The organism is Bradyrhizobium sp. McL0615 (assembly GCF_049993905.1).
In the GTDB taxonomy this organism is placed as follows: Bacteria; Pseudomonadota; Alphaproteobacteria; order Rhizobiales; family Xanthobacteraceae; genus Bradyrhizobium.
The window spans coordinates 2,115,332-2,141,861 of record NZ_CP188254.1 but is presented as its reverse complement, the minus strand read 5'-3'; the positions used below and the strand labels follow the sequence as shown (position 1 = coordinate 2,141,861).

General features: G+C 58.4%; 31 protein-coding genes and 1 pseudogene. 13 read left to right on the top strand and 19 right to left on the bottom strand.

What is annotated here, in order from left to right:
* Window positions 1–486: 486 nt before the first annotated feature.
* The 3 genes from ACPPVP_RS10295 to ACPPVP_RS10285 all read right to left on the bottom strand — a co-directional run bounded on the left by ACPPVP_RS10295 (window position 487) and on the right by ACPPVP_RS10285 (window position 3,548).
* Complete coding sequence (locus tag ACPPVP_RS10295; RefSeq protein WP_426537772.1) at window positions 487–1,662, bottom strand: zinc-dependent alcohol dehydrogenase; 1,176 nt, start codon at window positions 1,660–1,662, stop codon at window positions 487–489.
* A gap of 494 nt (window positions 1,663–2,156) precedes the next feature.
* Window positions 2,157–2,513, bottom strand: a complete 357-nt coding sequence (locus ACPPVP_RS10290; RefSeq protein ID WP_426533744.1) for an LLM class flavin-dependent oxidoreductase — start codon at window positions 2,511–2,513, stop codon at window positions 2,157–2,159.
* Between the two features lie 861 nt (window positions 2,514–3,374).
* Window positions 3,375–3,548: a hypothetical protein gene (locus tag ACPPVP_RS10285; RefSeq protein WP_426533742.1), complete on the bottom strand. Its 174-nt coding sequence runs from the start codon at window positions 3,546–3,548 to the stop codon at window positions 3,375–3,377.
* A gap of 128 nt (window positions 3,549–3,676) precedes the next feature.
* Between ACPPVP_RS10285 and ACPPVP_RS10280 the strand changes: the two genes are divergently transcribed.
* The gene (locus ACPPVP_RS10280) at window positions 3,677–3,865 is read left to right on the top strand and encodes a CsbD family protein (RefSeq protein ID WP_426533740.1); all 189 of its coding nucleotides are present in this window, start codon (window positions 3,677–3,679) and stop codon (window positions 3,863–3,865) included.
* A gap of 332 nt (window positions 3,866–4,197) precedes the next feature.
* On the opposite strand, the gene ACPPVP_RS10275 is transcribed toward ACPPVP_RS10280, so the two are convergent.
* Complete coding sequence (locus ACPPVP_RS10275; protein ID WP_426533738.1) at window positions 4,198–4,332, bottom strand: hypothetical protein; 135 nt, start codon at window positions 4,330–4,332, stop codon at window positions 4,198–4,200.
* Window positions 4,333–4,752: 420 nt separating this feature from the next.
* Window positions 4,753–4,992, bottom strand: a complete 240-nt coding sequence (locus ACPPVP_RS10270) for a DUF6894 family protein (RefSeq protein ID WP_426533736.1) — start codon at window positions 4,990–4,992, stop codon at window positions 4,753–4,755.
* A 210-nt stretch (window positions 4,993–5,202) separates the two neighbouring features.
* On the opposite strand from ACPPVP_RS10270, the gene corA reads away from it, so the two are divergent.
* Entirely contained in the window at window positions 5,203–6,168 is a 966-nt protein-coding gene (gene corA, locus ACPPVP_RS10265; RefSeq protein WP_426533734.1) for a magnesium/cobalt transporter CorA, read from the top strand.
* A gap of 38 nt (window positions 6,169–6,206) precedes the next feature.
* On the opposite strand, the pseudogene ACPPVP_RS10260 reads toward corA, so the two are convergent.
* A pseudogene (locus ACPPVP_RS10260) lies at window positions 6,207–6,394 on the bottom strand (DUF3606 domain-containing protein).
* A gap of 708 nt (window positions 6,395–7,102) precedes the next feature.
* Between ACPPVP_RS10260 and ACPPVP_RS10255 the strand changes: the two are divergent.
* Entirely contained in the window at window positions 7,103–7,330 is a 228-nt protein-coding gene (locus ACPPVP_RS10255) for a hypothetical protein (RefSeq protein ID WP_426533732.1), read from the top strand.
* Window positions 7,331–7,519: 189 nt separating this feature from the next.
* On the opposite strand, the gene ACPPVP_RS10250 is transcribed toward ACPPVP_RS10255, so the two are convergent.
* A complete protein-coding gene (locus ACPPVP_RS10250) occupies window positions 7,520–7,732 on the bottom strand; it encodes a hypothetical protein (protein ID WP_426533730.1) in 213 nt (70 codons plus the stop codon).
* Window positions 7,733–8,069: 337 nt separating this feature from the next.
* Between ACPPVP_RS10250 and ACPPVP_RS10245 the strand changes: the two genes are divergently transcribed.
* Window positions 8,070–9,350 (top strand): DUF892 family protein, encoded by a 1,281-nt coding sequence (locus tag ACPPVP_RS10245; RefSeq protein ID WP_426533728.1) that lies wholly within the window; start codon window positions 8,070–8,072, stop codon window positions 9,348–9,350.
* A 449-nt stretch (window positions 9,351–9,799) separates the two neighbouring features.
* Here ACPPVP_RS10245 and ACPPVP_RS10240 read toward each other — a convergent pair whose 3' ends face one another.
* Window positions 9,800–10,705 (bottom strand): NAD(P)/FAD-dependent oxidoreductase, encoded by a 906-nt coding sequence (locus ACPPVP_RS10240; protein ID WP_426533726.1) that lies wholly within the window; start codon window positions 10,703–10,705, stop codon window positions 9,800–9,802.
* A gap of 94 nt (window positions 10,706–10,799) precedes the next feature.
* On the opposite strand from ACPPVP_RS10240, the gene ACPPVP_RS10235 reads away from it, so the two are divergent.
* From ACPPVP_RS10235 to ACPPVP_RS10225, 3 genes are read left to right on the top strand one after another with little or no spacing between them, the layout of a single operon-like run.
* Window positions 10,800–11,075, top strand: coding sequence for a hypothetical protein (locus ACPPVP_RS10235; RefSeq protein ID WP_426533724.1), 276 nt, complete (start codon window positions 10,800–10,802; stop codon window positions 11,073–11,075).
* The gene (locus ACPPVP_RS10230; protein WP_426533722.1) at window positions 11,042–11,356 is read left to right on the top strand and encodes a DUF72 domain-containing protein; all 315 of its coding nucleotides are present in this window, start codon (window positions 11,042–11,044) and stop codon (window positions 11,354–11,356) included. Before ACPPVP_RS10235 ends, ACPPVP_RS10230 begins: the two co-directional genes overlap by 34 nt.
* The gene (locus tag ACPPVP_RS10225; protein ID WP_426533720.1) at window positions 11,337–11,564 is read left to right on the top strand and encodes a DUF72 domain-containing protein; all 228 of its coding nucleotides are present in this window, start codon (window positions 11,337–11,339) and stop codon (window positions 11,562–11,564) included. Before ACPPVP_RS10230 ends, ACPPVP_RS10225 begins: the two co-directional genes overlap by 20 nt.
* Before the next feature lie 218 nt (window positions 11,565–11,782).
* Here the strand turns inward: ACPPVP_RS10225 and ACPPVP_RS10220 are convergent, their stop codons facing one another.
* From ACPPVP_RS10220 to ACPPVP_RS10200, 5 genes are all read right to left on the bottom strand, one after another.
* On the bottom strand, window positions 11,783–12,508 hold the full coding sequence (locus ACPPVP_RS10220) for a hypothetical protein (RefSeq protein ID WP_426533719.1): 726 nt from the start codon (window positions 12,506–12,508) through the stop codon (window positions 11,783–11,785).
* Window positions 12,505–12,921 (bottom strand): phage holin family protein, encoded by a 417-nt coding sequence (locus ACPPVP_RS10215; protein ID WP_426533717.1) that lies wholly within the window; start codon window positions 12,919–12,921, stop codon window positions 12,505–12,507. The genes ACPPVP_RS10220 and ACPPVP_RS10215 overlap by 4 nt, the downstream gene beginning before the upstream one ends.
* Complete coding sequence (locus tag ACPPVP_RS10210; protein WP_426533715.1) at window positions 12,918–13,460, bottom strand: hypothetical protein; 543 nt, start codon at window positions 13,458–13,460, stop codon at window positions 12,918–12,920. The genes ACPPVP_RS10215 and ACPPVP_RS10210 overlap by 4 nt, the downstream gene beginning before the upstream one ends.
* Window positions 13,461–13,471: 11 nt before the next feature.
* Window positions 13,472–14,479: a DUF3618 domain-containing protein gene (locus ACPPVP_RS10205; protein WP_426533713.1), complete on the bottom strand. Its 1,008-nt coding sequence runs from the start codon at window positions 14,477–14,479 to the stop codon at window positions 13,472–13,474.
* Window positions 14,480–14,673: 194 nt separating this feature from the next.
* Entirely contained in the window at window positions 14,674–17,202 is a 2,529-nt protein-coding gene (locus ACPPVP_RS10200; RefSeq protein WP_426533711.1) for an excinuclease ABC subunit A, read from the bottom strand.
* Window positions 17,203–17,377: 175 nt separating this feature from the next.
* Here ACPPVP_RS10200 and ACPPVP_RS10195 point away from each other — a divergent pair, with 175 nt between their 5' ends.
* Complete coding sequence (locus ACPPVP_RS10195) at window positions 17,378–18,403, top strand: aldo/keto reductase (protein WP_426533709.1); 1,026 nt, start codon at window positions 17,378–17,380, stop codon at window positions 18,401–18,403.
* 180 nt (window positions 18,404–18,583) lie between these two features.
* Window positions 18,584–19,150, top strand: a complete 567-nt coding sequence (locus tag ACPPVP_RS10190; protein ID WP_426533707.1) for an MOSC domain-containing protein — start codon at window positions 18,584–18,586, stop codon at window positions 19,148–19,150.
* Between the two features lie 548 nt (window positions 19,151–19,698).
* On the opposite strand, the gene ACPPVP_RS10185 is transcribed toward ACPPVP_RS10190, so the two are convergent.
* The gene (locus ACPPVP_RS10185; RefSeq protein WP_426537770.1) at window positions 19,699–19,899 is read right to left on the bottom strand and encodes a Rap1a/Tai family immunity protein; all 201 of its coding nucleotides are present in this window, start codon (window positions 19,897–19,899) and stop codon (window positions 19,699–19,701) included.
* Between the two features lie 382 nt (window positions 19,900–20,281).
* On the opposite strand from ACPPVP_RS10185, the gene ACPPVP_RS10180 reads away from it, so the two are divergent.
* Window positions 20,282–21,334, top strand: coding sequence for an alpha/beta fold hydrolase (locus tag ACPPVP_RS10180; RefSeq protein WP_426537768.1), 1,053 nt, complete (start codon window positions 20,282–20,284; stop codon window positions 21,332–21,334).
* On the opposite strand, the gene ACPPVP_RS10175 is transcribed toward ACPPVP_RS10180, so the two are convergent.
* The 4 genes from ACPPVP_RS10175 to ACPPVP_RS10160 all read right to left on the bottom strand — a co-directional run bounded on the left by ACPPVP_RS10175 (window position 21,285) and on the right by ACPPVP_RS10160 (window position 24,223).
* Window positions 21,285–21,671: a hypothetical protein gene (locus tag ACPPVP_RS10175; RefSeq protein ID WP_426533705.1), complete on the bottom strand. Its 387-nt coding sequence runs from the start codon at window positions 21,669–21,671 to the stop codon at window positions 21,285–21,287. The two genes, ACPPVP_RS10180 and ACPPVP_RS10175, sit on opposite strands and share 50 nt — an antisense overlap.
* Before the next feature lie 3 nt (window positions 21,672–21,674).
* Entirely contained in the window at window positions 21,675–22,202 is a 528-nt protein-coding gene (locus ACPPVP_RS10170; protein WP_426533703.1) for a DUF1003 domain-containing protein, read from the bottom strand.
* On the bottom strand, window positions 22,202–22,660 hold the full coding sequence (locus ACPPVP_RS10165; RefSeq protein WP_426533701.1) for a low affinity iron permease family protein: 459 nt from the start codon (window positions 22,658–22,660) through the stop codon (window positions 22,202–22,204). The genes ACPPVP_RS10170 and ACPPVP_RS10165 overlap by 1 nt, the downstream gene beginning before the upstream one ends.
* A gap of 183 nt (window positions 22,661–22,843) precedes the next feature.
* A complete protein-coding gene (locus ACPPVP_RS10160; RefSeq protein WP_426533699.1) occupies window positions 22,844–24,223 on the bottom strand; it encodes a carbohydrate porin in 1,380 nt (459 codons plus the stop codon).
* Window positions 24,224–24,412: 189 nt separating this feature from the next.
* Between ACPPVP_RS10160 and ACPPVP_RS10155 the strand changes: the two genes are divergently transcribed.
* The 3 genes from ACPPVP_RS10155 to ACPPVP_RS10145 all read left to right on the top strand — a co-directional run bounded on the left by ACPPVP_RS10155 (window position 24,413) and on the right by ACPPVP_RS10145 (window position 26,049).
* Complete coding sequence (locus tag ACPPVP_RS10155; RefSeq protein ID WP_426533697.1) at window positions 24,413–25,243, top strand: transglutaminase-like domain-containing protein; 831 nt, start codon at window positions 24,413–24,415, stop codon at window positions 25,241–25,243.
* A gap of 414 nt (window positions 25,244–25,657) precedes the next feature.
* Window positions 25,658–25,834: a hypothetical protein gene (locus ACPPVP_RS10150; protein ID WP_426533695.1), complete on the top strand. Its 177-nt coding sequence runs from the start codon at window positions 25,658–25,660 to the stop codon at window positions 25,832–25,834.
* Window positions 25,835–25,845: 11 nt separating this feature from the next.
* Complete coding sequence (locus ACPPVP_RS10145) at window positions 25,846–26,049, top strand: hypothetical protein (RefSeq protein WP_426533693.1); 204 nt, start codon at window positions 25,846–25,848, stop codon at window positions 26,047–26,049.
* 108 nt (window positions 26,050–26,157) lie between these two features.
* Here ACPPVP_RS10145 and ACPPVP_RS10140 read toward each other — a convergent pair whose 3' ends face one another.
* Window positions 26,158–26,499: a hypothetical protein gene (locus tag ACPPVP_RS10140; RefSeq protein WP_426533691.1), complete on the bottom strand. Its 342-nt coding sequence runs from the start codon at window positions 26,497–26,499 to the stop codon at window positions 26,158–26,160.
* Between the last annotated feature and the right edge of the window lie 31 nt (window positions 26,500–26,530).

Genomic DNA, 26,530 nt, shown 5'->3' with positions numbered 1-26,530 from the left:
ATTCGCGGGAAGTTATTTCCCTTTAGGTCCCTCGTGATCTCAATAGTCCGACGGCGTCTGCCTCAACTACCGAAACTATGAAGGCAACCCCGTGCGCGGCCGACGTCCGGCAACTCCATTCCTTCGTCATCTTTTACGAAGGCTCCGCCGTCTCGCAAACCATTCCTAGCCGGGCGGCTTGAAGAGTGCATGTATCCTCCCGCCTCTACGTGAGAGCCCTAAATGCGTCGTTATTTCTTCGGTCTGCGTGACGACAACCGCGTAGCTGCAGGCGACGAGGGTTCGGCTGTCTACCTTTGAGGCGGTCCACATGTTGGCGGGACGGGCGGCTCGAAGCGATTTCCATCAGGCGCATCGCAGCCATCAGAACCGCAGTATCCCGAACAGGAAAAGCAACGCGACCGTCACAGCGGCCGACAGAAGTAATGATCCTAGACAACCCAACCGGTTTGAAAAGAAGAAAAACAAGATACTACTCGCTTCGCATCATCTGCCGGGACGCAGCACGACCTTGATCACCCCGTCCTCCTTGTCCCGGAACTTCTTGTACATTGCCGGAGCATCTTCGAGGCTGGCAGGATGCGTGACGACGAAGCTCGGATCTATATCGCCGGCCTCGATTCTCTGCAAAAGCGGCTTAGTATAGGCCTGCACGTGCGTCTGCCCGGTCTTGATCGTCAGACCCTTGTTCATGGCCGCGCCAAGCGGGATCTTGTCACCCATGCCAACATAGACGCCCGGAATGGAAACCGTGCCCGCCTTGCGGCAGCACATGATCGCTTGGCGCAGGACGTGCACGCGGTCGGTCGCCAGGAAAGTTGCCGCCTTGACCTTGTCGAGCACGGCATCGGCCGCCCCGTGTCCGGAGGCCTCGCAGCCGACCGCGTCGATGCAGCTGTCCGGACCACGTTTTCCGGTACGCTTCATCAGTTCGTCATAGACATCGGTCTTCGAGAAGTCGATGGTCTCGGCGCCGCCCGCTTCCGCCATGGCAAGTCGTTCGGGAACCTCATCAATCGCGATCACTCGACCGGCTCCCAGCATGAGCGCGGAGCGAATGGCGAACTGGCCCACCGGACCGCAGCCCCAGATCGCGACCGTGTCGCCCGGCTCGATCTGCGCGTTTACGGCGGCCATGTAGCCGGTCGGAAAAATGTCCGACAGGAATAGCGCCTGCTCGTCGGTGACGGTATCGGGAATCTTGATGGGGCCTACGTCGGCCATCGGTACGCGAAGATATTCGGCCTGCCCGCCAGAGTAGCCGCCGAGCATGTGGCTGAAACCGAATAGGCCGGCCGGCGATTGCCCCATCGCCTTGGCTGCCAACTCGGCATTGGGATTAGTGCGGTCGCAGCACGAAAACAACCCTTTCTCACAGAACCAGCATTGCCCGCAACTAATCGTGAAAGGTACGACGACTCGGTCACCTATTTTTAGGTTCGTGACCTCAGATCCCAATTCGATCACCTCGCCCATGTTCTCATGGCCGAGGATGTCGCCGCTCTCCATGGTCGGTTGGTATCCGTCAAGCAGATGAAGGTCGGAGCCGCAGATGGCGCAGGCCGTTATCTTGATGATTGCGTCGCGGGGATGTTGGATCTTCGGATCCGGAACCGTGTCGATCCGGACATCGCCCTTTCCGTGCCAGCACAATGCGCGCATGATTGTCTTCTCCAAATGCCGGCGCCAACTGGCGAGATCACAAAGCGTTCCAAATGGAAGCGGCGCCACAAGTGATTTTGCAACCGGTCTAATTGAGCGGATTTCGCTGCATTGGTGCGCGGCTGCGAAGGAGGCAGGCAGATGAAAGGACCCATGTTCAAGTAACATGTGTTCCAGGAGGCACTTGGTGATCAGGTTATCGAAGTATCCGAGCAGCCCGGCGAGGGTCTGCATCTGGCACCTAACGTACAACGCCGATTGGCTGAATGTCCGATTTGCGCCAGAAGCGGTCGTAGTGAGCGCGCTCGTGGCGAAAGCCTGAATGATCCGTGGGGACAAGGTCGTTCGCTCGATATAGAGCGCCGCTCAGGGCGGGTTGGCGGAGGGTCTCTTATGACCGCTTACTCGGCGGGTCGATGCTGAGATCCAAAACAGACTCTCTAGAGCGCCGTCATGAGGGACGCGCCCCCATCCAGCATGGGTAAAATCTCGTCTCATGGCTTGGGCGGAAGCATCAGGACGACCCGATCAACGCCGGCGTCACGGTAGCGTTTCAGCATCTCCAGGTCTCGGGGCGCCCCGAAGACGTTGAAGGAGAGCGACGCGGGATTGCGGCCTGCATCCTTTGCCATTTGTCGGAATTGCGCCAGCACCTCGAGCGGATCCAGCGCACGCCCGCCGATCGGAATCCAGCCATCGCCATAGGCGATCGCCCGCGTTGCTGCGTGGGGAAATGCGCCCCCAACAATGAGGGGCGGGTGAGGTTTTTGAACCGGATCGCGCGGCGCGCCCATGGATGAGGCGAAGGCCTTGCAGCGGTCACTATCGGATGATGCGCTGAAGATCGTCATGCGGGGAGCAGAAGGAAGACCAGGCGGCAGCGCGACACTTAGTCTCGCAAAGGCGGCCCCGCCGAGGTTTGGGTTCACTCGACAGGGCCGCTTTCGCCGCGCCGCTCTGCAAAGTTACCCGTCATTCCGAACTCGTCTGCACGACAATCAACACAAGGCGGCAAATCTCGTTCGTGTGGCGGTTTGGCTACGCTGACGTTGTCTTTCCTTCAGTCGAACTGCCAGGCCAAGCCGTGTCTTGCCAACCAAGCCAGCCCGCTTGCGGTTCTGGGTACACTACGCACCGAGCGGGACCAACAATCTCCCTAAATCACCGGGTTAGATGCGGTGCAGCATAATGATATGTGCCATCAAGCCGCGCTCTGAGCATTCAAATCAGTGTATGTTCGTATCCTGTGAGGACGCCATGACATACGCTATCCACGCTTCCAGGAATGGACATAGCGTCGTCACCATTCGCATCAGTCCAATCTCGCCTGTTGACAAGGCGCGTCTGTTGGAGCGCTTCGATTGGCAAGTTCACATTACAGATTCAGCCGGGTACCAGTTCGACCCGCAGGACTTCGATCGACTGTTGCTCATTGATCAAGCGAAGACGTAATCACGTATGCTATCAACGGATCGTCAGCTTTACGTGGTGCGTCCGCCAGGTGATCGACATCGATGCAGCATCGATGAATGAAAGAGGTACGAACAGAGGACTTGTTCACCTAGGGGCCGGCGCGGTCCGTGCACTGTGTCGCTGGTCCTCATGATCTTCTATGAAAACTCGTTGCCCAGTTGACCGAAGAATGCGCCCCTTCGACGTACGGCGCGATCCGTCAGCGTACCATCCCATGAATACACTTGGCGGGCGCGCTCCTAGAATCTATGCTTTAAGCCCGAGCTTATCTTGCGACTCCAATCCACTTTCGGTCGGGAGCGCTTCTTCCTCGGAAGCTTCACGATCGGCTGGCGCTCTTCGGATCCGTCAGAAAATGTCTTGACGAGAAAGCGTTCATCGCCTTCCTGAACAACCTCGATCTTGTCGGGCATCTTGGACATACCCCCGAGAACGTGAGATTGGAACCCCGGTTCCTCGGCAAGAAAAGAATTACGATCACCTGATCGTCAAGCAACCTCTCAACAATCGCAGATTGTCCTAACTCACACAGGAGAGTGGTATGGACAAAGACCGCGTTGAAGGTGCCGCCAAACAGGCAAAAGGCACGATCAAGGAAACAGTTGGTAAGGTAACTGGCGACGCCAAGACCGAAGCTGAGGGTAAGGCCGACAAGACTGAAGGCAAGGTACAGAACACTGTCGGCGGGATCAAAGACAAAGCCCGCGAAGTATTGAACGGCGACGACTGAGCCGGGTTAACCAAACTCAAAAGCCCCCTGCGAAGCGGGGGGCGTTTGTTGGCCACTGCATCTGCCTAACCAAGCAGCGAGCTAAGCGCTTAGCTTTGAGTTGCCCACCACAGGATTGCGAGGTCTTTTTTGGAAAGTGTCTTGAGATACTCGGTGTCATCATGGACTGCTCCAGTCGTCGCGCCAGGTGTTCCTTTTTGTTTTGATCAATCATGCGCAGTCTCCTCCAGAATTACGGATCGCCGAGGAAATGGTTCAGAATCGATTCAACGAGAAGGCCAAGTTCTCTTGTGGCAGCAAAGGGTACCGCGCATCGTCGAAACGTATTCTTGTTATCGGGGGCGGTTGAACCGCTCAATCTGGCGATCCCGTTGCCACAACTCGACGTCACGACCATCAACAAGTTGCTTGACGGCTTTGATGGCCTCGCTTTCATTCTCGCAAATCAGATTGACAAAATCCTGCACGCGCCATCCGGCCCTAAGATAAACGCGCGGTATTCCTGCATCGCGTTGGTCCCCTAAACAGGCGCGTACCCTTTATCCAGCCAGTGGCTGACGTCCACGGCTGACGCTAACTGCGAGCCTTACGGACCAGTTCCTCACGTTCACCGCCCGGCGGGAGGCCCTTCGCTTCCTTACGCAGCTGCTGAGCTTGCTGAGACAGCCGCTCAACTAGCGGCATAGCTTGTTTTAGGCGGCGTCGCTTCTGCATGACGCGCTCCTTTCCCAAGGCAGGTGACACCGCCGATAGGAGACTTTTGGAGCCTCGGACATTGGCCCACTGGTCAAAATTGACCACGGCATCTCTGATCCGCGCGTTAAGAACGTCTGCACACTTTGTAACTTAAGGAAAACGCGGCTGCGCCGGTTGCAGGAAGCCGCGCCTTATTCCCTACGTGCGATTGCAAACGTCAATTTGACTTCCATCACGGTTCCGTGCGCGTCACGCATCCAGACTGCCATTTGTTGGCCTCGCGCGTCTTTTGAACCCATCTCTGCTTGAGCGAAAACAGCCAAGGCGCGCGCGGCCTCTACCTGGGCTGCCAATACGTCGCGGAGCTCCATACCCTCATCATCAATTGAAAGCTCGTTTCCGGAATGAATATCGAAGAAAAAAACGGGCATAAAACACTGCCCTCCATTAGTCAGGCGGGGGCGCAACGGTCTCTCTGTCACTGACGCCTTTGGCAGCATTGACAGTGATCGAATTTAAATGCGCCGGTCTCCCTTCGTTCCTATCTCATGCACTGTGCCGGGATCCGCCGGCCTCCAGGCTTTCTCAGGCAGCCAATCGCGTGATAAACGATCGTCATCCACTCAAAGGGGGAGCTCGTTGTGAGCCTGGTTGCCGCCAACCTTTATCGTAACGGCAAGAAAGCAAAAGCCGTTTCCTTGAACGAGCCTATCGATTGCAAGGGAAAATCCGAATTTGTCTGGATCGGATTATTTGAGCCTTCCGAACAAGAGCTTGAGCAGCTTGAGAAGAACTATGGGCTTCATCCTCTTGCGATTGAGGATGCACTTAAAGCGAACCAAATACCGAAGGTCGATGTTTACGGAGACCAACTGTTTGTAATGACACGCACTGCTCATCTTGAGGATGATCACATCGCCTACGGCGAAACCGCAATTTTTGTCGGAAAGAATTTCATCATTTCGGTTCGCCATGGCTCGGCACGGGCACATAGCGAACTCCGCGCCCAACTCGAAGCGGCGCCTAGCCTGCTGGGCCAGGGACCAGACTATGTTCTCCACGCCATTCTCGATTTTATCGTTGATGGCTATCTTCCTATTGTCGAAACGATCGAGGAACGCGTTCTGGTCATGGAACAAAGCGCTCTAGACAGCTTCCTCAGCCGCGGCGAGGTCAAACGCATTTTTGCGCTACGCCAGGAGCTGATCCGTTTCAAGCGGATCATCGGCCCCATGACGGAGGTCTGCGGCCGGCTCGTACACCTCGATACACCGTGCCTGGACGCTAACGTTCGTCCTTATTTCCAAGACGTCCTGGATCACGTGCGACGAGTCGATACAATGGTGAACTCTCTGCGAGATGTTCTAACTTCTGTCTTTGAGGTGAGTAATTTACTCGAGCAGCAGCGTCAGGGCGTGATCACGCGGCAGTTAGCCGCTTGGGCCGCAATATTGGCCGTGCCTACCGCGATCGCCGGCATATATGGCATGAACTTCGAAAATATGCCCGAGTTGAAGACTCAATACGGCTATTTCGTCGTCATTGGCATTATCGCCGTTCTCTGCGGAGTGCTTTATCTCCGTTTTAAGCGCGCTGGATGGCTCTGAATCCGCCTCGATCCGCGCGGAAAAGCATCTATTTGGTATTAATGGGCACTCTCAAGGCCCAGCTGTTTCCGGACTGCCGCCGCTGAACTCCCGACTTTGTCAACAGCCTTCTGCAGATCGTCCCGCGTAATGCCTAGGGCGTGGGTCCAGTATTTACTTCGTGCGCTTCATGCATATTGATTTCAGATCGGTCGGGCTGAACTCGATTCGTGAGGCTATCGGCCATTATGTCCTCCCATGAAAACGCGCGGGCCCTGCTCCATAAATCGCAGGTATACCGCGCGCCTAGGGCGACTTTTCAGCCGCCGATTATCCAACTTTCACGCTGCATTAGTGTTCCTGCGGCGCGCGACCTTGCCTCCACCAGTTGTAGGAAGCTAGAGAACGCATCGTGTTGGTGTACCACCGGCCGTATTTGTAGTTCGGCTCGGACGTTTTTGCGCAAGCTCCCGCTTCGAGGCTTGCACCGCTGTCGCTCCAAGGGTTCTGCCGATCTGTGCGGCTATCGGCTCTCAGGGTTCCTTGCCGGCCGTGGTGGCCATCAGCGGAAACAACTGCGCGAGTGTTAGCCCAAGCCAGCAGCCTAGGAACTATATGCGCAGCGCGAATTTTACCTTGCATCGAGCCGAATAGGAGCCGTGATGATCCGCTTTGCTTGCTTTGGGGCATTCTTTGTAGCTCTCGCCGGACCAGCTTGGGGCGCTGGCGGTTGTGGAGTCGGGTGCAGCAGTACGTCGGAAGGGGCTTGTGTCCGCGATGGATGGCAGCACGGTTTGCCGGTTCGGAACGAGTGCCCAGCAACGTCTCGACCCTCTCCCCTTGTGGCCCATATCACCGGTGGAGTCGGCAAGCCATAATGTGCGTCCCGCGGTGAACCCTGCCCCGACCGGCCAACAGCCGTCCGCCGACTTGGCTAGGCTGAAGGCGAACAAAAATGACCGACAAGAAAACCCATAAAGTCCTCGACATGAGAAAGCGAACGGTTTTGCAATATCTAAGCTTGACCGATTGGAAGATGGACACCCGCCTTCCCATTCCCGCCAGTGGAATAACACTGAGCCGGTTGGTGCATCAGGGTTGGATTGAGATCCGAGGGAAGGATCAACGTACAGAGGCCAAGCTTACGGCCGCGGGGTTCAAAGCTATGCGGTCGCAGATTTAAAGCCATGCGCCGGCTGGTTAAACTCGGCTCAGGAAGATGCTGCTTTCACCGAGACCTAAACAGCGGCCTTGGCTTACGCAGGTTGGCGTAAAACAGAAAGGGCGACCTTGGTAAGCGGTCTCTCGCTTTTTCCGCGGGCCCCCTAGCAGCTTTCGCCAACGTGCCCCAGGCACCCGCCGGGCATACTGTTCACTGCTTTGGATCGCCAGGCGGATCGTCCCCCCGGTCTTTGCGGCTGACATGCTGAGCACGCTCTTTGTCCGCCGGTTGCTCTTGTCCCCGTTCGTCCCGAACGATGCCCTGCTGAGCTGAGCTACGTTCCTCCGGCTTGAGCATTCCTGCTTGGCCGCCGTGTTTGCCGCCCATATCCTGACGACCCTCTAGATCATTCTCTTTCGGCATATGTGAAGGCTTCCCTCGGAGAAAAATTGATTTGTGCGTATTACAACGCGCGGTTTGCGTCTCGTCGTTCCGACCCCCCCGTTGCGAGGCCGCGATGATCGGCGGCACACCTAAGACGCCAAGGCGGCGTCCGGGGGAGTATAGCGGCGCCAGGAACTCGGTCCGGCGGCTTTACAGAAGACGGGGCTGCGCGTGGGCTGCTTCGCGGTGGCCGTGAAGTCTCCCGCTGGTTGGCTCCCTCGAGAACACAGTCGCCCCAGGCGCGAGAACTTTAGGAACAGAAGGGGCCCGCGGCCATTGGGCAAGCATCTTCAACAGATCAGCCCCCGAGGTCATCATGTATCACCATGTAAAAAAGCTCATGTACACCGTTCGCGTCGACGAGCCCGACCCCCGTTTCGGCAACATGCTACTTGAGCAGTTCGGCGGCGCCAACGGCGAATTGGCCGCCGCGATGCAGTACTCCATTCAGGGCCTGAACTGTGAAGATCCGGACCGCAAGGATCTCCTAATGGATATCGGTACCGAAGAACTTAGCCACCTTGAAGTCGTCGGCAGCCTCGCCCGCCTCCACCTCAAGCCAATGAAGTTCGACCGCGAAAAGGCTGAAGCCGATCCGTTGATCGCCATCGCGGGCGGCGGCGGCGTCAATCTCTTCAACTCGCAAGGCAATGCCTGGACTGCCGATTATCTGAAGATTACTGGCGAGCTCGACGTCGACCTTCGTAGCAATATTGCCGCCGAAGCGCGGGCTAAGATCGTCTACGAACGGTTGATCAATTTCTGCGACGACGCGGGCACCAAGGACGCCCTGCAGTTTTTGATGACGCGCGAAATCACGCATATGAAGGCGTTTTCCGCAGCTCTGGAAAGCATGAAGAAGCCGGCCTTCTCGATTGGCAAACTTGCGCCCACGCCAGGCCTTGTGAACCAGTTTTTCAACGACTCCACCGGCACGGGCGACGAAGGCGAAATCGATACGAGAGGCCCGTGGAACGAGGGCGGTGACTGGGAGTTCGTGGCCTCCCCGGCACTAGCGACCTCCGACGCCAACCAAGAGACTGCAATTAGGACGGAGAGTTCGCCGCCGACGGCTCCGGAAGGCATCAATGAGCTCCTAGTGGACGAGCTTAAAGACATTCTCCACGCGGAGAAGCAGCTCACCAAAGCGCTCCCCAAAATGGCGGAGGCGGCACGGTTCGACCGTTTGCGCGAGTGCTTTGAGGAGCACTTGATTGAAACCGAAGGCCAGATCGAAAGGCTCAATGAGTGCCTTTCGCTTCTCGGCGAGACCGCTCGCGCGAAGCCCTGCAAAGGGATGATGGGTCTTGTCGAGGAAGGCCAGGAAGTTATGAAGGAAGGAGAAGAGAAGGAAGATGCCCTCGCCGACCTCGCCTTGATAGGCGCCGCGCAGCGCGTGGAGCATTACGAGATCTCTGCCTACACGACCGCCAAAAACCTGGCGCAGCAGTTGCGACACAGTGCTGTTGTAGCCCTGCTGGCCAAGTCGCTCGCCCAAGAAGAGAATGCGGATATGTTGCTCAATCAGATCGCCCGCACCCTGATGTCAGTTGCTAAGATGCCGGAGACAATCGAACAGAGCGCCGAGGAGGCATAATCTTTGAACTACAAAGGTCGCCTCTGAACGAGGCGGCCTTTTTTTCTTTTTTCCCAGCCGAGGCCACGAACTCACCTCCTCGCGACCGAGAAAGATTGTCTGCTGGTAGAAGTAACCGTGGGGGGGCTCGACCGTTCCCACCGGCACCATGCGCGAAAGGCCGGTAGAGCTCTCCAAAGAGTTTAGTCATCCGAGCCACGAATCAACTCGCTGTTATGGGTACTAAATGGAAGAACTATCGATTCTCAGAACTTTCGCAGCGGCGACAACGGTTCTGGCCGCAGTCCTCGTGGCTGCCAATTTGAACGCACGCAGCACCGTCGCTGGCTTCATGATATTCATCGTTGCGTCCATAGCCTGGATGGCCGACGGCTGGCTGGAGACCAAAACATCTCTTGTCTTCCAAAACGTCTTGATTAATGCGATTGGAGTCTGGGCGCGACGGGGTTTCAATCGCAAAACCCGTCACGGCGCAGAAACGCCTTGTTGATCGCCACGGCTGCCTGCGCGCCCTCCCCGATGGCCACAGCCACAAGGAGGACATCTCGCGAAACGTCTCCCGCAACATATATCCCCGGAACACTGCTTTCTTCCGTGTCGGGATCGATCACAACGCCGCCCTTGTCATTCCGCTTGCAGCCAAGACGCTTCGATAAGTCTGAAGCCTGGTGGCAGCCAGTCGAAAAAAACAGTCCGGAGCGGGCAAGCGCTGTTCCGTTCTCGAATAGGATACTCGTCAGCTCCCCGTCCGCGCCTTGCAGGGATTGGATCGGCTCTGAACGTAAGGGAATGTTATATTCTTTAAGCTTTCGAGCCGCTTTTGTGCTTACCTCTGTGCCGTCGCTGCAGGCGACGACATCGGAAATCCAGTGCTTCATCATAATTGCAAGCTCAGCGCCCTTATCGCCCTTGCCATAGGCGGCAACCGGCTTCCCGGCATATTCAAACCCGTCACAGTAGAGGCAATGATGCACGGAAATCCCGTAAAGCGGCTGGATCCCCGCAACATCAGGCAACTCGTCAACCAGCCCTGATGCGAGAAGAACCTTGGCGGCCCTGCCAGCCGTGCCATCCCGACAAACAAACTCAAATCCTTCCGCCGCGGCCGTGATGCCCTCCACGAGCGTATCCCGCACGGAAACTGACCTGTACCGCGAGAGTTCCGCGCGCGCTTCGTCCAAAAAAGCCACCGGCGATCGCCCTTCCCGTCCCAGCAGGCCATGTATCGCATGGGAGCGTAGGTTGCGCTGATGCCCTACGTCGCACAGCAATACAGCGCGGTGACACCTCCCTAGGATAAGCGCAGCGCTTAATCCTGCGGGTCCGCCGCCGACAATCAGAACATCAAATTGCATTAAAAGTCCTTTCGTTGCTTAGGCATATTTGAGCTCCAAACGATGCTTGGAACCCCTCACCCCTGGCCGTGCGTTAGGGGTTCGGAGGAAAACCATGCCAAGCGCGAAAACAGCCGCTTTATGGACCGAACTGACGCTCGAAGAGCGCCGCGAACGGAGACGGCTCCGACGCGTGAAGCAGCGCGAGGACAATGTCAAACGCGGCGCAAAGATGCATGCGGCCCGCCTGAAAAGCGAAGCAAACGGCGCAAAACGTATCCTTCAGCATAAGCAATCTATTTTTGTGGGATGCTCGGCTGGCGCTACTAGAAATGGCGGGGCTCGTTCTATGACGGTGTGCCACAGAATGACTGGTTCGGCCATTACCTGAAAAAATTCGACACCGTCGAAATCAACGCATCCTTTTACTCTTGGCCGACCGTTGCCGGCGTTCAAGTCTGGCGCCGTCAGCCCGGCAAGAAAACGTTCGTCTATACGATCAAGGTCTGCGAGCTCATCACCCACATCAAGAAGTTCAAGGGCACGAAGACTCTCGTAAAGGATTTTGGCATGCTCCGGATATCCTCGGCCACCGGATGGGTTGTTTCTTGTTTCAGTTGCCTCCGAGCTATCTCTACACCAAAGCAACGTCGTGGAATTCAGGCACGCTAGTTGGTGGAATGAAGAAGTTTACAGCGCCTTCCACAGGGCATGTATCATCTTCTGCTTTTGCAGCGGCCCGCGCCTAACCGATGAGCTCGTCAAGACCGCCGATGAGATTTACGTCCGCCTACATGGCCCCAAGCGTTGGTACCGGCACGATTGCTCGAAGGCCGAGCTCGCGATATGGGCGGGCCGGATTAAGGCCAGCGGCGCGTAACGCGCGTGGGTCTATTTCAATAATGACAACGATGCCCATGCCCCCAATAACGCGCGAACTCTCCGGCGAATGTTGGGCCGTGTCCCTACCGGGAAGCCAACTAACCGGCGGTGCTTTCTGATCTTCGGACGCCATGGCGCGCAACACCTGAAAGGCACTTCCGTCTCTGCTCGATGATGACATATTATGCCGCCAAAACGCCGAATATGCCGAGCCGCTCAAGATATCTTCACTTTCTGCCCAGCGGCTTGCGCAGCATCCTTACCCGCTTTCTTAACCTTTTCAAATTTCTCAGCGCCGGCTTCTTTGATCTCATTTCTCAAAGTGTCAGCGGCTTCAGACAGGCTTTGCGATACAGCGCCTACGCGTTCGGTAAGGTCTTCCTTGACGCTGTCGCTGTATTTGCCGACCATCTCGTTCTCGATGTCGAGGCTTCGGAAGGCGCTGGCGACCGCGGCCCCAATGGCAAGACCCACTGCACCAAGCACGAGCGGTTGTCGTTCAAGCAAGTCAGAAAGCGATGAGGAAAGTTCCTCTTTTCCTGGGAGCTTCTCGCCTAGCCTGTTAAAATTGTCGCGTGCATAGGCAGCGCCTTCGTCGAACCGACTCTTCATCGCATCGGATGCGTTTGAAACGGCATCAGAGGCCGAATTGCCGGCGTGTCGTAGACTTTCGCCTAACCCAAATGATCCTCCGTGATCCATGTCAGGCGCAGTCGGCGGCGCTGGAGTGGCGTGATATTCCGAACGTGATGATTGGGGTCTGGGCACGCTGGTATCTGTCGACGGGAACGCCGTTGCAGCAGCAGAGCTGGCGGCCCTTTTAAGGTTGTCGCTTCCCATCAGCAGCAATAGAGCGCCACCTCCGATTAGGGCCGCGGCAACAGGGTTTTCCCTTGCGGCCGCTACGGCACTGTCGACGAAACTGTTTTGCGTGCTGCTCATCGTACCATTCCCTTCACTGTGTCCTTGTCCTTTTCGAGCTGGCGCATCGTTTCCCGCGGAGCAAGATTGCTGGAGTCGAGGCGATTAATTCCAATCGCAAATAGAACGCCGGCAATCACCGCAGCCGCAATCGCGGAGGTAAGGTAAGATAACGGCTGGGACCATCCCGCCGACATCAATGCCGCCGAAAGTGCGAACAGCACCATAACCAGCGCAGGTATCACCAGCATTGCGCCAGCGGCGAAGAAGCCTAACGCGCCGCCGACCTGCTGCGCTTTCTCTCCGAGTTCGGCTTTGGCGAGATCGATCTCGTTCTGAAACAGTTTTGCGAATTGTGAAAGCGCGTCTCCCAGCAAAGTCGATATGGTCCGTAGATCGCTTTGGCTGGTTTTGATATCGTTCTGGATGCTCATGACTTATTGCCGTGGTCCGAGGACGGGGACGGTTGACCACCAGAGGCTTTCAGAAAGCGGATTGCCGTAAAGCCGGCAAGGACCGAAATCCCAAGGAATGCGGCGGGCTGGCGCTTCGCAAAATCGGTGGCGCCGTCGACAAGATCTCGGAAACTTCCATTCCGGATCTTTTCGGCAGCGTCCTCAACATACTCTGCGGCCGAATTAATGCCACGGGCTGCAAATGGAGCGTCGCTTTCAAAAGCGCGGGCGGCGTCCCTAATATTGGTAGCGAAGCGTTCGACGAAGTCCGCTCCGCTGCGCTGCTGTTCGTGAACCTGTTCCTGAACACGGTCCGCCGCGCCGGAGGCCACTTCTTTGGCGGCATTAGCCGCCTCCTTCAGCTTGTCCTGTGCGGCGTCGGTCGATGCTTGCAGCGCGTCGCCAGCACGTAGCTTCAGATCGGCCCCGGCATCCGCCACCTGATCCTTCACGTCTTGTGACGAACCGGTTTTCTTGTTTTGGGAAAAGCTCGTCTTCTTCATATCAATGTCGCTCATGGCGGCCTCTCTCAGGTGTTCTGGTTTCGGGAAGGACTTAATGCGGTCTTCACAACGTCGTCCGCGATCTCCTTGAGCGTGCCGGTCATATTTTTAGTAATATGGCTGGCGTGGCCGCCTAGATCGGCTTCGGCAACGCTTTTCGCCGCGGCATCGACCATCGAAACGGCAGCGTCTTTGGCCGTTTCAAGTCCGGATTGGGCTGCATCGGCTGCGGCCCGCCGGACGCCGTCGCTTGCTTCGCCTAAAGCAAAGGCCTCCACCTTGGTAGCGGGGAGCGACGCCGCGATTATCGCACCAATTGCGATACCTAAACTGCCAATTAACACGGCGTTATCGCCGATCGCCTGGCCGACTCTTTCTGGCGCCCCTGTTGCCGCGTCGTTTACGGTGGTGCGGACACGCTCTATGGTATCTCTCGTGAAGCCCGAGGCGGCATCCATGCCGGCCTTTAACTTGTCGTTAGCGGAACCGGCGACCTCCTCAGCCCGATTCCCGATATCGTCAGCCACCCCCGTAGCAGCGGCGTAAGCTTCATTGGCCATTCCGGCGGCCTTGCTACGTGCAGAATAGACCGCCTCTCGGATATCACCTTGGAGTGACTGGGCGCGCTGCATTGCGTCTCCCGTAATTTCCTGAGCCTTTTCCGCCGCTGGCGCAGCGGCTGCTGCCGCGCGCTCACGCACGTTCTTTGAACTCAATGCAAGCCCCGCCCCAATCATCAAAAGCGGCAGCGGAAAGCCACGCACCATCCGCATCACCGGCACCGCAATGGCGGTCCCTGCCGCGATCGCTTGCATCGGATTTTCCTTGGCATGCTGTTTCAGTGAATCGATCCAGCTTGCAGTTTTGGAGCTAATGAAATCAGATACTTCAGACTTAATGTGCTGCGGGGAAACTTTGCTTTGGATGTCGGCAGCGGTGTCGGTAATCTGCAACCTCAACTGATCGACTGTTTTCGTCAGCTGTTCTCGGTTGCGCTCAGATTCCCGTCGCAATTCCTCAACGGATTGTGTCATCGTGTCACCCTCTGGGATTTCTTTCGGGACGAACTCGCGCTGTTTTGAATCGTTCCTAACCGGAACGAAGTCACCTAACTTTAGTTTGCCGAGCCAAGTGGGTGATTGGACGCCGATGTGGCTTCCGGTCTCTCGCCACGAAGCGGGAACTGCCGGATATGCGAGACTTTGCCAGATGCCTTGTGCAGCACTCTTCAAATAACAGCAGCTAGGTATTTCGCCGTTCGACTCTGCGTTTCCCTCGCGACCTGCGCTGGCGCCCCTGAAGCCACGATCCGGCCGCCCTCGTCGCCCGCTCCGGGCCCGATGTCGATGACCCAGTCGCTGGCCCCGGCAACGGTCATGTCATGTTCGACCACCACAACCGTGTTGCCGCTCTCGACGAGGCCGTCCAGTTGTTTCATCAGTTTCGCCACGTCCGACGGGTGCAGCCCCGTCGTCGGTTCATCGAGCACGTAGAGCGTCTCGCCTCGCTGCGCGCGCTGGAGCTCGGTGGCAAGCTTGACGCGTTGGGCCTCCCCACCCGACAGCTCGGTGGCCGATTGCCCCAGCCGGATGTATCCCAGACCGACCTCACGAAGCACGCCTAGAGATCGTCGCAGCGTATCGTCGTTGGCAAAAAATTCAAATGCTTCGTCCACAGTCATGGCCAGCACGTCCGCGATCGACCTATCCCTGATCTTGATCTCCAGCGTCTTGGCATTGTAGCGAGCGCCCTTGCACGTGGGGCACGGCGCATACACGCTCGGCAGAAAGAGCAATTCAACGCAAACAAACCCTTCGCCCTGGCATGTCCCACAACGGCCCTTGGCCACATTAAACGAGAACCTGCCCGCGCCGTACCGCCTGACACGAGCCTGCTTGGTCGCGGCGAAGAGCTTGCGGACATGATCCAGCAGACCAGTGTAGGTCGCCAGGTTCGACCGGGGCGTCCGGCCGATCGGCTTCTGATCGACGACCACCAGCCGTTTGATTTTTTCCAGACCGCCGGTGATCTCGCCGCCTACTGTCTGGACCTTGGCTTCCAGCCCGTCATCATCGTCGGCCGGCTCATTGCGGTGACCCAATTCGTCGCCGACGGCCTCGACGAGGAATTGGCTGATGAGGCTTGACTTGCCCGACCCTGAAATGCCCGTGACGCTCGTGAAGACGCCCAGGGGAATATCGGCATCCAAACGATCAAGATTGTTGCGCGTGACGCCGCGCAGCTTGAGCCAACCGCAGGGGTCTCGGGGCGTCTTGGCAATCTTGACGGGCTGATCGAAGAGGTGAGGTCGTGTGCGGGAGTTCCGCACGTCTCCGAGGCCCGCCAGCGGGCCGCTGTAGATGATCTGGCCGCCCTGCGCGCCAGCGTCGGGACCGACGTCGACAATCCAGTCTGCATGCCGCACGACCTCGAGTTCGTGTTCAACGACGAAGAGCGAATTTCCGGACGACTTCAGGCGTTCCAAGGCACGCAGCAGCGCCTCGGTGTCCGCCGGATGTAATCCCGCTGAGGGTTCGTCCAGGACGTACACGACCCCGAACAGATTGGACCGCACTTGCGTAGCCAATCGAAGCCGCTGCAACTCCCCCGGCGACAATGTCGGCGTACTGCGCTCGGGCGTCAGATAGCCCAGACCCAGGTCGAGCAGCACCTCGAGACGTGCCGACATATCTTCCGTGATACGCTGCACGACCAGAGCCTTCTCGGGATGATCGGCGAAGTCCCTTTTCCGGCCATCGAGGTGCCGGCCGAGTACGCCGCGCAGCTGCTTCAACGGTAATCGCGAAATTTCCGCGATATCCATTCCGGCGAAGGTGACCGAGAGAGGCTCGGGCTTGAGCCGCTTGCCTTTGCACGCCCGGCAATCCGAGCTTGAAAGAAACTGCGCCACTCGGCGCTTCATCATCGCGCTTTGCGTCGTGGCAAAGGTTTGCAGCACGTATTTTCGCGCGCCGGTAAAGGTGCCCTGATAGCTCGGCTCCTCCTTTCGCTTCAGCGCCCGCCTGGTCTCGGCCGGCGTGTATCCCGCGTAAACCGGCACAGTCGGCTGATCGTCGGTGAACAGGATCCAGTCCCGATCCTTTTTCGATAATTCGCGCCACGGCTTGTCTACGTCGTAGCCAAGCGTCACCAGAATGTCCCTCAGGTTCTGGCCCTGCCATGCGCTCGGCCACGCCGCGACGGCCCGCTCCCGGATGGTCAACGTGCCGTCGGGCACCAGCGAACGCTCGTCGACCTCATGGACGCGGCCCATGCCGTGGCAATTCGGACAGGCGCCCTCGGGCGTGTTCGGCGAAAACGACTCGGCGTAAAGAAGTGGCTGATTTCGCGGATAGACGCCGGCGCGCGAGTAGAGCATCCGCAGCAGATTGGACAACGTCGTCACGCTGCCGACCGACGACCTTGTTGTCGGGGAGCCGCGCTGCTGCTGCAAGGCCACCGCCGGAGGTAACCCCTCGACCGAATCCACCTCGGGAACCGCCATCTGGTGGAAAAGGCGCCGAGCGTAGGGCGAGACGGATTCGAGATAACGCCGCTGGGCTTCTGCATACAGCGTCCCGAAGGCCAGCGACGACTTCCCGGATCCGGACACGCCGGTAAACACAACCAGCGCATTACGGGGAATCTCCAGCGACACGTCCTTGAGATTGTGTTCGCGGGCTCCGCGAACCCGCACGAAGCCGTCCTCGGTCTCCATCTTCCGCCTCGCCTCACTGGCGACCAGCAACTTATCCATCCAACCTCCTCGCCGCGCGTCGTTTTCAATAGGGAAAGTCTTCGAGAATTGACGGGTTCCGCGGGCGGTGGCCCTCGTGCGCCGACGTCCACGTGAGGCCCCGTTCGAGATTCCGCATATTGGAACCCGCTCTTTCGCCCGTTGTTCTAGTTCGAGCGAAGCAGCGGAGATTTTGATGAATAACCGAGGTCGGCAAATCTACAAACCGCAGTTTCGCTTCGGCCTGGGTGGCGTTTCCCTCGGAAACGAGTTCAACAAGCATACCGACAAGGATGCTGAGGCCACCCTCGATGCCGCCTGGGCCTTAGGGGTTCGGTATTTCGACGTGGCTCCCTGGTATGGGTTTGGCCTGTCCGAGCGTCGCTTCGGTCATTTTCTGCACAACCAGAAGCGAGAGGACTACCTGCTCTCGTCCAAGGTTGGAAAGCTCCTCAAGGCATCGACGACCAACAAGCATGCGGAAATTTATCCGCTGTCCGATTCTCCGAACGACATTGTGTTCGATTATACGGCTGACGGCGTTCGCCGCTCGATCGAAGACAGCCTCCAGCGTCTCGGTGTCGACAGCCTCGACGTGGCGTTCGTGCACGACATCTCCCCTGATTTCGCATTCTTTCCGAACGGGTGGGAGGAGCAGTATGAAATCGCCCGCAAAGGCGCGTTTCCGGCTCTATCGAAGATGCGTGACGAAGGCATCATCCGCGCTTGGGGCATCGGCGTGAACACGGCTCTGCCCATTCTCAAGGTTATGGAAGATGCGGATCCGGACGTGTGTCTGTGCGCCCGCCAGTACTCATTGGTCGATCACGCCACCGCAGTACACGAGCTTTTCCCCGTTGTGCGGAGGAAGAACGTCTCGCTCGTCATCGGCTCCGCGCTGAATGCCGGCTTCATTTCCGGTAGCCCGCGCTACAACTACGGCAAGGAAAATTTCAAGATCCCCCGAGCCGCGATCGAAAAGCGCGAGAAGCTCAGAGCGGTTGCCGCCCGGCGCGGCGTCGATCTGCGCACCGCCGCGCTTCAGTTCTCGTCGGCGGCCGACGTCGCGGTAGCTTTGGTGGTGGGCGCGCGAAGCGCGGAGCAGATCCAGGAGGACTATAACTCGCTTAAGGCCAAGATCCCTCCCGATTTCTGGGCCGAACTCAGGCGACAAGGCCTGATCGAGCCGAACGCATCAATTCCCGCTGATCCGGAGGCGTGAGATGAAAGTCGGTGATTCGACGTCACGCGGCTACACGCTTGGGACGTTCGGCGCATATCACGCTATACAGGGGACAAGATCAACGGCGTGATCGGCGCGTGCAGCGGCCGGCAACATTGAATTTATCCAAGTCCGGCACGAAGAAATGTCCGCCTTCATAACAGCAAACGCCGCACAACTATGGTTCATTTGATCACCGGCCTGATCCTAAAGGGCACCGTTGTCGCCGTGGCGTCGAACACGAAGCACGAGTTCAGCAAACGAGCCAAGGAAAGCATAAAGCTGATTGAAGATCATGGCGTGGAAGGCGATGCACACGCAGGACGGTTCATGCAACATCGATATCTTGCGAAACAAATGCCATCACTGCTCAATAATCGGCAAGTGCACCTGCTGGCCTCGGAACTGTTTGCTGATTTGAGGTCGAGTGGGTTCACGGTAGCCCCAGGAGAGCTGGGTGAAAACGTAACCACCGCAGGACTAAGTCTCACGAATTTCCCGCTCGGGACGCGCTTGCGGATCGGACGCTCCGCGGTTGTCGAGCTCACGGGCCTTCGAACACCCTGCGCACTTATTGATCGCTTTCGGAACGGATTGAAGCGCGCCATGATTATGAAACAGGAGCAACCGAGGTTCAGGTGTGGCCTACTCGGGGTAGTCAAGACGACCGGACACATCAGGCCCGGAGATCTCATAAAGGTTGACTTACCCCCGTTCGATGGACTGCAGCCGCTTCCTGCGCTTTAGACGCCTCGCAAACGGGGAGCTTCCTCGGATATTGAATGGAATGTCGTTAAGGTCTCAACACCAGCTTTGTTTTAGCTCGCATTCTGCTGTTCGAGCGATCTTCTTCACCGGTCATGCCAAAGCTACGGATGAACTGAAGCCGGACAGGGCGGGATCGTAAGCGAGGGCCTCAGTAAGATCGCGGCAACTGCGAGGAGAAGGGCTCGCGGGGGCGGACCGTGACCCTGAAATGAAATTCAACGACTTCGAGATCATCACCCGTAGCAGGTCTGTGCCCGCTGCGGTTTCGAGCCGCTCGACCTCGAACGCCATCGATTGCCCTGCTTCAGAACGAGATGCCCGAGCAGCCGCAACTCGGCCTGCCGATCTGACTGGACCTACTGAAACTCTGCATCTTCCCGCGGAAACCGACGACGATAGTTGCGCTTGGCTCAATGGATATTTCGCGGGAGTTTCCTTAGGAACACAACGTTAATTCTAGCTCGCCTATCACCTCGGCGTCAGCGAGGCACGAACCGGTGCGCGGCCCATCTCCATTCCTAAAATAATCACATGTCGTGTCTGTTGCCGCAGGGCCAAGCAGACCGCATTGCTTCCAGCGACGTCTCGCGGAAGTCGTCGTTCGTCTTGCCGCCGTGGCTGTCGACATATCTCGACACGATATCTGCTATTTCCCTCAGGCTTGTCGCTGGGGGGATGCATACGTCCCGGCTGAGATAGTGCAGGCCTTTGATGATGCCGAGACACATGCCCGCGTCAAACGACTGCGGCTGACCTGCGTTTCTAATCGCCTCAGGGCAGCCTGCGGTTACTGACCGGGCCGCGTCATCAATCGGCGTTTGCGCCTGCGATGCTGCAGGGCAGAGCATCACTATAGCGATGACAAAGCGGCAGCAAGCCGTCCCACCCCTAGCCATTTCACGTCCTCTCATCTCCGGAGCAAAGGGATGTGCGGGGCGATTGTTCCAATGAGAAGTTCGCGCGTGACCGTCTACCCGCACAAATACCACCGTGGAGCGAAGCCTTGATCGAGCAGCAATGAAAGGAACGATCGCAGCTGTGGGCTGTTCACCTCGCACTGCAACATTTGTCGGGTGCCCGACATTTCGGGCAGGCGCCCGAGGTGTGAGCATGACCAGGATGAACCAACTACGCCGGCTTCCGAACTCCGTCAGGCAAGCCCGCAACGGTGCAGCAGGGCCTTCCTATGCGTTCGCAGCCGTGGTCGCAGCAGGGGCGCTCGCAGCGACGGCACTTCTCAACCGTCATCTTGCGAAGAAGGCAGAACACGCAAATCCGCCAGCCGGGCAGTTCCTGGAAGTCGACGGTGTCCAGCTTCACTACGTGGAACGAGGTTCCGGCGAGCCGTTGGTGCTTCTGCACGGCAACGGCAGCATGATCCAGGACTTCGAATCCAGCGGATTGGTCGACCTGGCCGCCAAGAACTACAGGGTCATCATCATCGACCGCCCCGGTTTCGGCCACAGCAGTCGGCCACGGAACGTCATCTGGACGCCCGATGCTCAGGCCCAGTTGATCCGGCGCGCGCTCGATCGTCTCGGTGTTTCACAGGCCATCGTACTCGGGCACTCTTGGGGCGCGTCGGTCGCAGTGGCTCTTGCTCTCAAGTTCCCCGACTTCGTGCGCGGTTTGGTGCTTGCCTCAGGCTACTACTATCCCACACTGCGTCCGGACGTCGTTGCCATGTCCGCCCCGGCAATCCCCGTTGTGGGCGATGTCATGGGCCACACGGTCTCGCCCATGATCAGCAGAATGATATGGCCCATGATGACGGCGATGATCTTCGGACCCAAGTCCGCGCCTGCCAAGTTCAAGCAGTTTCCCAAGGAAATGGCGCTTCGTCCCTCGCAGATCCGCGCTTCGGCCGCAGAGTCGGCGCTGATGATTCCCGACGCCTTCCATTTCGACGACAAGTATGGTGAGCTCAAGATGCCCGTCGTGATCATCGCGGGCGAAGGCGATCGGCTGATCGACATCGACAAGCAATCTGCCCGGCTGCATTCCGACGTAGCGCAGAGCGCATTTCACCGCCTTCCCGACAACGGTCACATGATCCATCAGACCGCTACGGACGAGGTGATGGCTGCGATCGACGAAGTGGCCGCGACGCGGCCTAGGCGCAATCAATTCCCGAAGCGTTTTCATGATTCAGCGTGGCTGTAGGGCTTTGACCTGAGGTGGCCACGATCTTGATCGGGGGCCAACGGAGTTCTTCCCCTGCATTACCTACACGGCCGATAAGATTTGTATCATCAAACGTTTCCAAAATGAAATCTGGGATATAGCGGTTGAGGAAGCTGAACGCCTCGGCTGCAAGAACGTCGCCGACATGATCGCCGGATTCAGACGCGCCGACATGCTGGAGAATATCGGCACGTTGAAGAACCTGATGGTATGGTTCGCGTGCGAGAAACTCGCCGGGGAGATGGCGCGCGATCTTTCCGGTCGGGCGCCCCCCTAGAATCCGCGGGTGAAAAGCACGAAAACCGCGCGGGCGCACCGTCTAGTGCTTTCCATCCTCGTCCTCGCGGTCTCTCAGGTCTTGCGCTATCTGGTCGACCGACGTCTCGCTTGCAAGTTCGTCCGGCCTGCCATCTTCCATATCGTCGACGTCCAATCTTTTCGCGATCCTCTGCAGTATGCGCAACGACCGGGTCGCTTCCCTTTCGGCAAGAAGATTGATCTGCAGTTCGAGGTGGTCGCGCCGCTCTAACGTACGATCGATCCGGCTTTGGCGGATTAGCACACAGGAGGTCAGGAGTACGGCTTCGAGCGCCAGGATCGTCGCAAGCAGCGGGAACGGATATTCGTCAAAGGCGTGATGCGGAAAGACGTGATTGAGAACGACCCAGGAGAGTACGAATACGCACTGAAGGACGATAAACCGGACAGTGCCGACGAACCAGCCAACCCAGTGAAATAGGCGGTGATGTACCGCCAGCTTCGCTTCATCCTGCTTTTCAAGGCGCAGGATCGTGTCAATGTTTTGGGCGACGGGCCTCTCTGCCCGAGTGCCCACGGCCGGATGCATCAGTTAGCGACCTTGTCCGCTGCCCGCCTTGCCGACTTCCGCGTCTTATTGACCGTCTTGTCGGCCGCTTTTTCAGCGCGTGCCCTCGCCTCGCATTTACCGCGTAGATCTTCGAGTTCGTCGTCCGTCAGGTGTTCGATTCCGACCATTGAATTCCGGGCCGCGCCGACGCGGATCAACTCGTCGAGCTTGACCTGTATCGCCGCGCTGTCGCGGTTCTGCGAGTTCTGAATGAGAAACACCATCAGGAACGTGACGATGGTCGTTCCCGTGTTGATGACCAGCTGCCAGGTATCTGAAAAGCCAAAGATGGGTCCGCTTACTGCCCATACGATGACGACTCCGGCCGCCACTATGAATGCAGAGGCCCTGCCTGCCGCTAGGGAGGTTTTGTTGGCGAGTTCGCCGAAAAATTTCGAAATCCCGGACGGGTCTCTGGCCTTTTCTTCGTCACTCATGCTTGGGCCCCTTTTGTCAGCCAGCGGGTAAATCGGTACGGCGCCCGAAAGTTCCACCGCCAGGGGCTTTACGCTGCAATACCGATTCCCGCTTAACAACCTCATTCTTCTGTCGCGGGAATAAGCTCCTGCGTCAGCGGCGCGTGAATGCCGCATCAGTGACGTCGGCTGCAACGAGCCGGGCTAAAATTTCACCACGGTTCGAAGGCCGAACACCTCCGCGTTTTTCAAGGCCTTCCCGGGAAGGCCGGAGAGCGGGTTTGTGACGCCGCCGCCGGGGCGCACGATGAACTGAAAGTTCGGCTGAAGGGTCCACCCGGCCCGCACCTCGTACTGATAGACGGCAGTGACCAGACCTTCGAAAGTGCGCGCGGGCCAGATGGGCGTCGTCAATCTCTGGAAGTCAAGATCAAGGGCCTGAGCACGCGGCGAGACGTGAGCGTACGCGGCCGCAATGCCGAACTTGTCCTTCGGCCGGCTATCTGCCAGGCCGACGAATTCCAACCCCGTATCCGCGTAATAGTCGATGAGGTTTCGGTCGGGCGGGCTGTAGGACGCCCGCGCGAAGAGGCCGACGCCGCGGTCGTCGTCCGCGCCGACGCGATATAGTTTTTGCTCAACGACCGAATAAATCCCGAAATCTCCCCGCATGAGCCCGGGCATTCCGCTCGACGCAGGGTCCGCCAGCGACACCCCTGCCCCGTCAAAGCGCTGATCGCGGAACACGCCGAAATGACGCCATGCGCCAAGCTTGAGTTTTCCGTCCAGTCCCGGGTCGCCCTTCTTGCCGTTCCACAGAAACTGCGCCTCGCCAAGAACAAGCGGAGGGTCATTGACGCGAAAGTTGACACCGTAGCGGTTGCGGAGCTGAGGGTCGTCCGCGCCCGGCCCCGCCGAGTCGCCGTTGAATAATGCGCCCAGCACCGTCAGATTGTCCGTGATTTCGGCGCGCAGCCGGGCCCCGACAGCGGCCAGCGGCGGCGAAGGACCGCCGCTCGGCAGATTGAGGGAAAGCCCGGCCGGCCAGCCGAGCGAAGCGTTGGTGAACACGTCCGTATATTTCGCGGTCATGAACTCTGTGTCGGCCGCGAGCTGCCCTGCGCGCAGGGCGAGCTTGGTGCCCCACTTGCGTTCGAACCAGGCTTCGTAGAGCCGGGTGGAAGGCAGCGCCTCGATGCCGCTGACATCCATGAAGTTTAGCAGAGCGCCGCGCGACAGGCCGCCGCCGTGGATCTGGAACATGTTGGCATGGAAGGTCACGTCGCGCACGCCCGCGAGCTTTTCAAAATCGACGTCGACCGCGAGGTTCAAGCGGCCCTCATAGACCGAGCCCCTCTTGAAGCCGCCCGAAGCATTGCCCAGCGCTTCTCCGATATAGGTCGCCGCGAACTTGACTCCCCGATTTTTGAAGGGCTGATGCAACAGGCCAAGGGTCGTCTCCTCGACCGTGCTTTCGCCCGTATCGGGATCGGCCGGCTTCAGATCGTCGGTCTTCTTATCCTCCTGCGCAAAGGCGGAGGCTGCAAAAAACACGACGGCCAGCAAAGTGGCAGTGCGGCGCATGTGATTCGGGTCGTTGGCAGAAGGTCTTTGCACAAACTTGCAGCTTTAGCTGCGCCTGGCAACCAGCTCGCGGAACGGCGGTTTGTACAAAACTGAACATAACGGATTGCCGCTTTTTTCCGCGCCGGATCGCAGGAACGAAGAACAACTCCCGATCTTATCGGATGCATTTTCTAACAGGAGACTAACTTGAAAATCCGGGCAGGCTACGACATCGCATTCGAATGCGCCCAGAATGTAACGATGGTGGTACTCCTCAGCGTACATCCCTCACGCGAAAAAGACCTGGTCACGCCGCAGCGCATTGAGCTGCCCCCCGGCGTCGCGGCGAGGCAGGGCCTTGATCCATTCGGCAACGTCTGGACGCGTTTGCTCGCGCCTGCAGGACGTCTTGAAATCCGCACGGACTTCCTGATTAACGACAGTGGCCTTCCGGACGAGGTCGCTCCGGGCGCACAGCAGTGTGCAGTGCACGACCTGCCTGACGACGTGCTGCCTTTCCTGTACGGCAGCAGATATTGCGACACGCAAAAGCTGTCGGATCTCGCGTGGTCGCTGTTTGGTCCGGTTATCGACGGCTGGGAACGTGTGCACGCGATCTGCGATTACGTTCACAACCGCATTCAGTTCGGTTACCACAATGCGCGCTGCGACCGGACAGCGTCGGAAGGACACCTGGAGCAGGCTGGTGTCTGTCGCGACTTTGCGCATCTCGCGGTTACGCTGTGCCGCTGCATGAACATTCCGGCACGCTATTGCACAGGCTATCTCGGCGACATTGGCGTTCCCAAGGACCCGGCGCCGATGGACTTCAGCGCATGGTTCGAGGTGTTCCTCGATGGAAGATGGTTTACCTTCGATGCCCGGCACAATGTTCCGCGCATCGGGCGCATCGTTATCGCGCGGGGCCGCGACGCGGCCGACGTTGCGATCTCGACGCAGTTCGGCAATGCCTGGCTAACCCGCTTCGGTGTCGTGACGGAGGAAGTGGAGAGCCGTGAATACGAGGCGGCGGCGTGACCTGCCTTTTATCGAGATGATTCATTCATGCCTCGTTTAGCCACGTCAGGACGCGCGCAGCTCTCGCCGCGCCGGCTCTACTCGCGGTGCCCCCGAGCCGCCGGAAGAAGGCGGTTTCGACCCATCGGGTGACGCTCCCTCGCGCAGGCTATCCCTCAGGTTCGAAAGAACACAATCCAGACGCACGTCAGAACACCGATCGCAACTATGGTGCTTATTGCGAGCACTATAAGCACACTCGGGCCGGGCTCCGCCTGACGCGCTTCAGTTGATGTCTCGACGATTCTTCCGTTTTCAGATTTTGCCATGACGTTTCCCTCGTTGCCGTGAAACAATCGAGCGCGCGGACCTTGGTTCCTCCGGGAGGAACCACGGAAGGCATCGGGCATTCTTTCAGCAACGGAGAACGATTTCATGGCTGACAAATTCGATCCCGCGTCGACCGACAAGCATGCGGACACACCGAAGGAGCGCGCGGCCGCCGACAAGAAGGCGGACGACGAACTGAAAAAGGGTTTGAAGGATAGCTTCCCGGCGTCAGACCCGCCGAGCAACACCCAGCCCGCGAAATCAGTCGACAACGCAAAGTAAAAGGAGCCCTCATGGGCATCGCAAAATACGAGACATTCGGCACGGAGGGCACATGGCGGGCGCCGCACGACGGGAAGACCGAAAACGAATACGCCACGAAGGAAGCAGCCTTCGAGGCCACAATAGCGGCGGCGTCACTCGCGCTCCGTGAGGGCCATGAGGTGACCGTCACCGCGCCCGCCAGCGAAACAACCATCGGAGCGCCCGCGAATTAGCCCGGCCAAGCCTCGCGCGTTCCGTCCTCTCGGACTCGTTCCGAGGACGTCGGCCAAGGCGGCAACGGCGGCAAACCCAGCACCTCACGCACAGGTCCGAACGACCGTCTATGGGCTGCGCAGGCGCCAAGCCTGGACAGAGCGACGTGGTGGGCACGCATAGGATAACCCTTGTGATGCAAAACCGTAGCCGGGATGACATTCATCGAGCGTTCGCATCAATGCGTGCCGCGAAACCTTTGTGAGAATGGAGGCGGCAGCGATGCTGGCAGATTTGGCATCTCCCTTGTTAATCGCCTGCTGCGGAATTGTTGCCTCTTTGAGACGTTTCGCGTCGATCAGCAGATGCTGCGGTGCGAGCTTGAGCCCGTCGATAGCCTGCCGCATCGCGAGCAGGCCCGCCCAGTGGATATTAATGGCGTCGATTTCCTTCGGCGCGCACCGCCACAAAGATCGATCGGCAGCAAGATCATCGGAGTCG

What these genes read in the sequence shown, in the direction of transcription:
- ACPPVP_RS10215 (WP_426533717.1), bottom strand. Translation starts at nt 12,921, where the DNA reads ATGAGCATCCAGAACGATATCAAAACCAGCCAAAGCGATCTACGGACC.
- ACPPVP_RS10285 (WP_426533742.1), bottom strand. Translation starts at nt 3,548, where the DNA reads ATGCCCGACAAGATCGAGGTTGTTCAGGAAGGCGATGAACGCTTTCTC.
- ACPPVP_RS10295 (WP_426537772.1), bottom strand. Translation starts at nt 1,662, where the DNA reads ATGCGCGCATTGTGCTGGCACGGAAAGGGCGATGTCCGGATCGACACG.
- ACPPVP_RS10180 (WP_426537768.1), top strand. Translation starts at nt 20,282, where the DNA reads ATGACCAGGATGAACCAACTACGCCGGCTTCCGAACTCCGTCAGGCAA.
- ACPPVP_RS10145 (WP_426533693.1), top strand. Translation starts at nt 25,846, where the DNA reads ATGGGCATCGCAAAATACGAGACATTCGGCACGGAGGGCACATGGCGG.
- ACPPVP_RS10170 (WP_426533703.1), bottom strand. Translation starts at nt 22,202, where the DNA reads ATGCATCCGGCCGTGGGCACTCGGGCAGAGAGGCCCGTCGCCCAAAAC.
- ACPPVP_RS10220 (WP_426533719.1), bottom strand. Translation starts at nt 12,508, where the DNA reads ATGAGCAGCACGCAAAACAGTTTCGTCGACAGTGCCGTAGCGGCCGCA.
- ACPPVP_RS10280 (WP_426533740.1), top strand. Translation starts at nt 3,677, where the DNA reads ATGGACAAAGACCGCGTTGAAGGTGCCGCCAAACAGGCAAAAGGCACG.
- ACPPVP_RS10195 (WP_426533709.1), top strand. Translation starts at nt 17,378, where the DNA reads ATGAATAACCGAGGTCGGCAAATCTACAAACCGCAGTTTCGCTTCGGC.
- ACPPVP_RS10250 (WP_426533730.1), bottom strand. Translation starts at nt 7,732, where the DNA reads ATGCCGAAAGAGAATGATCTAGAGGGTCGTCAGGATATGGGCGGCAAA.
- ACPPVP_RS10190 (WP_426533707.1), top strand. Translation starts at nt 18,584, where the DNA reads ATGGTTCATTTGATCACCGGCCTGATCCTAAAGGGCACCGTTGTCGCC.
- ACPPVP_RS10200 (WP_426533711.1), bottom strand. Translation starts at nt 17,202, where the DNA reads ATGGATAAGTTGCTGGTCGCCAGTGAGGCGAGGCGGAAGATGGAGACC.
- ACPPVP_RS10160 (WP_426533699.1), bottom strand. Translation starts at nt 24,223, where the DNA reads ATGCGCCGCACTGCCACTTTGCTGGCCGTCGTGTTTTTTGCAGCCTCC.
- ACPPVP_RS10185 (WP_426537770.1), bottom strand. Translation starts at nt 19,899, where the DNA reads ATGTGTCTCGGCATCATCAAAGGCCTGCACTATCTCAGCCGGGACGTA.
- ACPPVP_RS10240 (WP_426533726.1), bottom strand. Translation starts at nt 10,705, where the DNA reads ATGCAATTTGATGTTCTGATTGTCGGCGGCGGACCCGCAGGATTAAGC.
- ACPPVP_RS10210 (WP_426533715.1), bottom strand. Translation starts at nt 13,460, where the DNA reads ATGAGCGACATTGATATGAAGAAGACGAGCTTTTCCCAAAACAAGAAA.
- ACPPVP_RS10150 (WP_426533695.1), top strand. Translation starts at nt 25,658, where the DNA reads ATGGCTGACAAATTCGATCCCGCGTCGACCGACAAGCATGCGGACACA.
- ACPPVP_RS10290 (WP_426533744.1), bottom strand. Translation starts at nt 2,513, where the DNA reads ATGACGATCTTCAGCGCATCATCCGATAGTGACCGCTGCAAGGCCTTC.
- ACPPVP_RS10255 (WP_426533732.1), top strand. Translation starts at nt 7,103, where the DNA reads ATGACCGACAAGAAAACCCATAAAGTCCTCGACATGAGAAAGCGAACG.
- ACPPVP_RS10165 (WP_426533701.1), bottom strand. Translation starts at nt 22,660, where the DNA reads ATGAGTGACGAAGAAAAGGCCAGAGACCCGTCCGGGATTTCGAAATTT.
- ACPPVP_RS10270 (WP_426533736.1), bottom strand. Translation starts at nt 4,992, where the DNA reads ATGCCCGTTTTTTTCTTCGATATTCATTCCGGAAACGAGCTTTCAATT.
- ACPPVP_RS10235 (WP_426533724.1), top strand. Translation starts at nt 10,800, where the DNA reads ATGCCAAGCGCGAAAACAGCCGCTTTATGGACCGAACTGACGCTCGAA.
- ACPPVP_RS10205 (WP_426533713.1), bottom strand. Translation starts at nt 14,479, where the DNA reads ATGACACAATCCGTTGAGGAATTGCGACGGGAATCTGAGCGCAACCGA.
- ACPPVP_RS10245 (WP_426533728.1), top strand. Translation starts at nt 8,070, where the DNA reads ATGTATCACCATGTAAAAAAGCTCATGTACACCGTTCGCGTCGACGAG.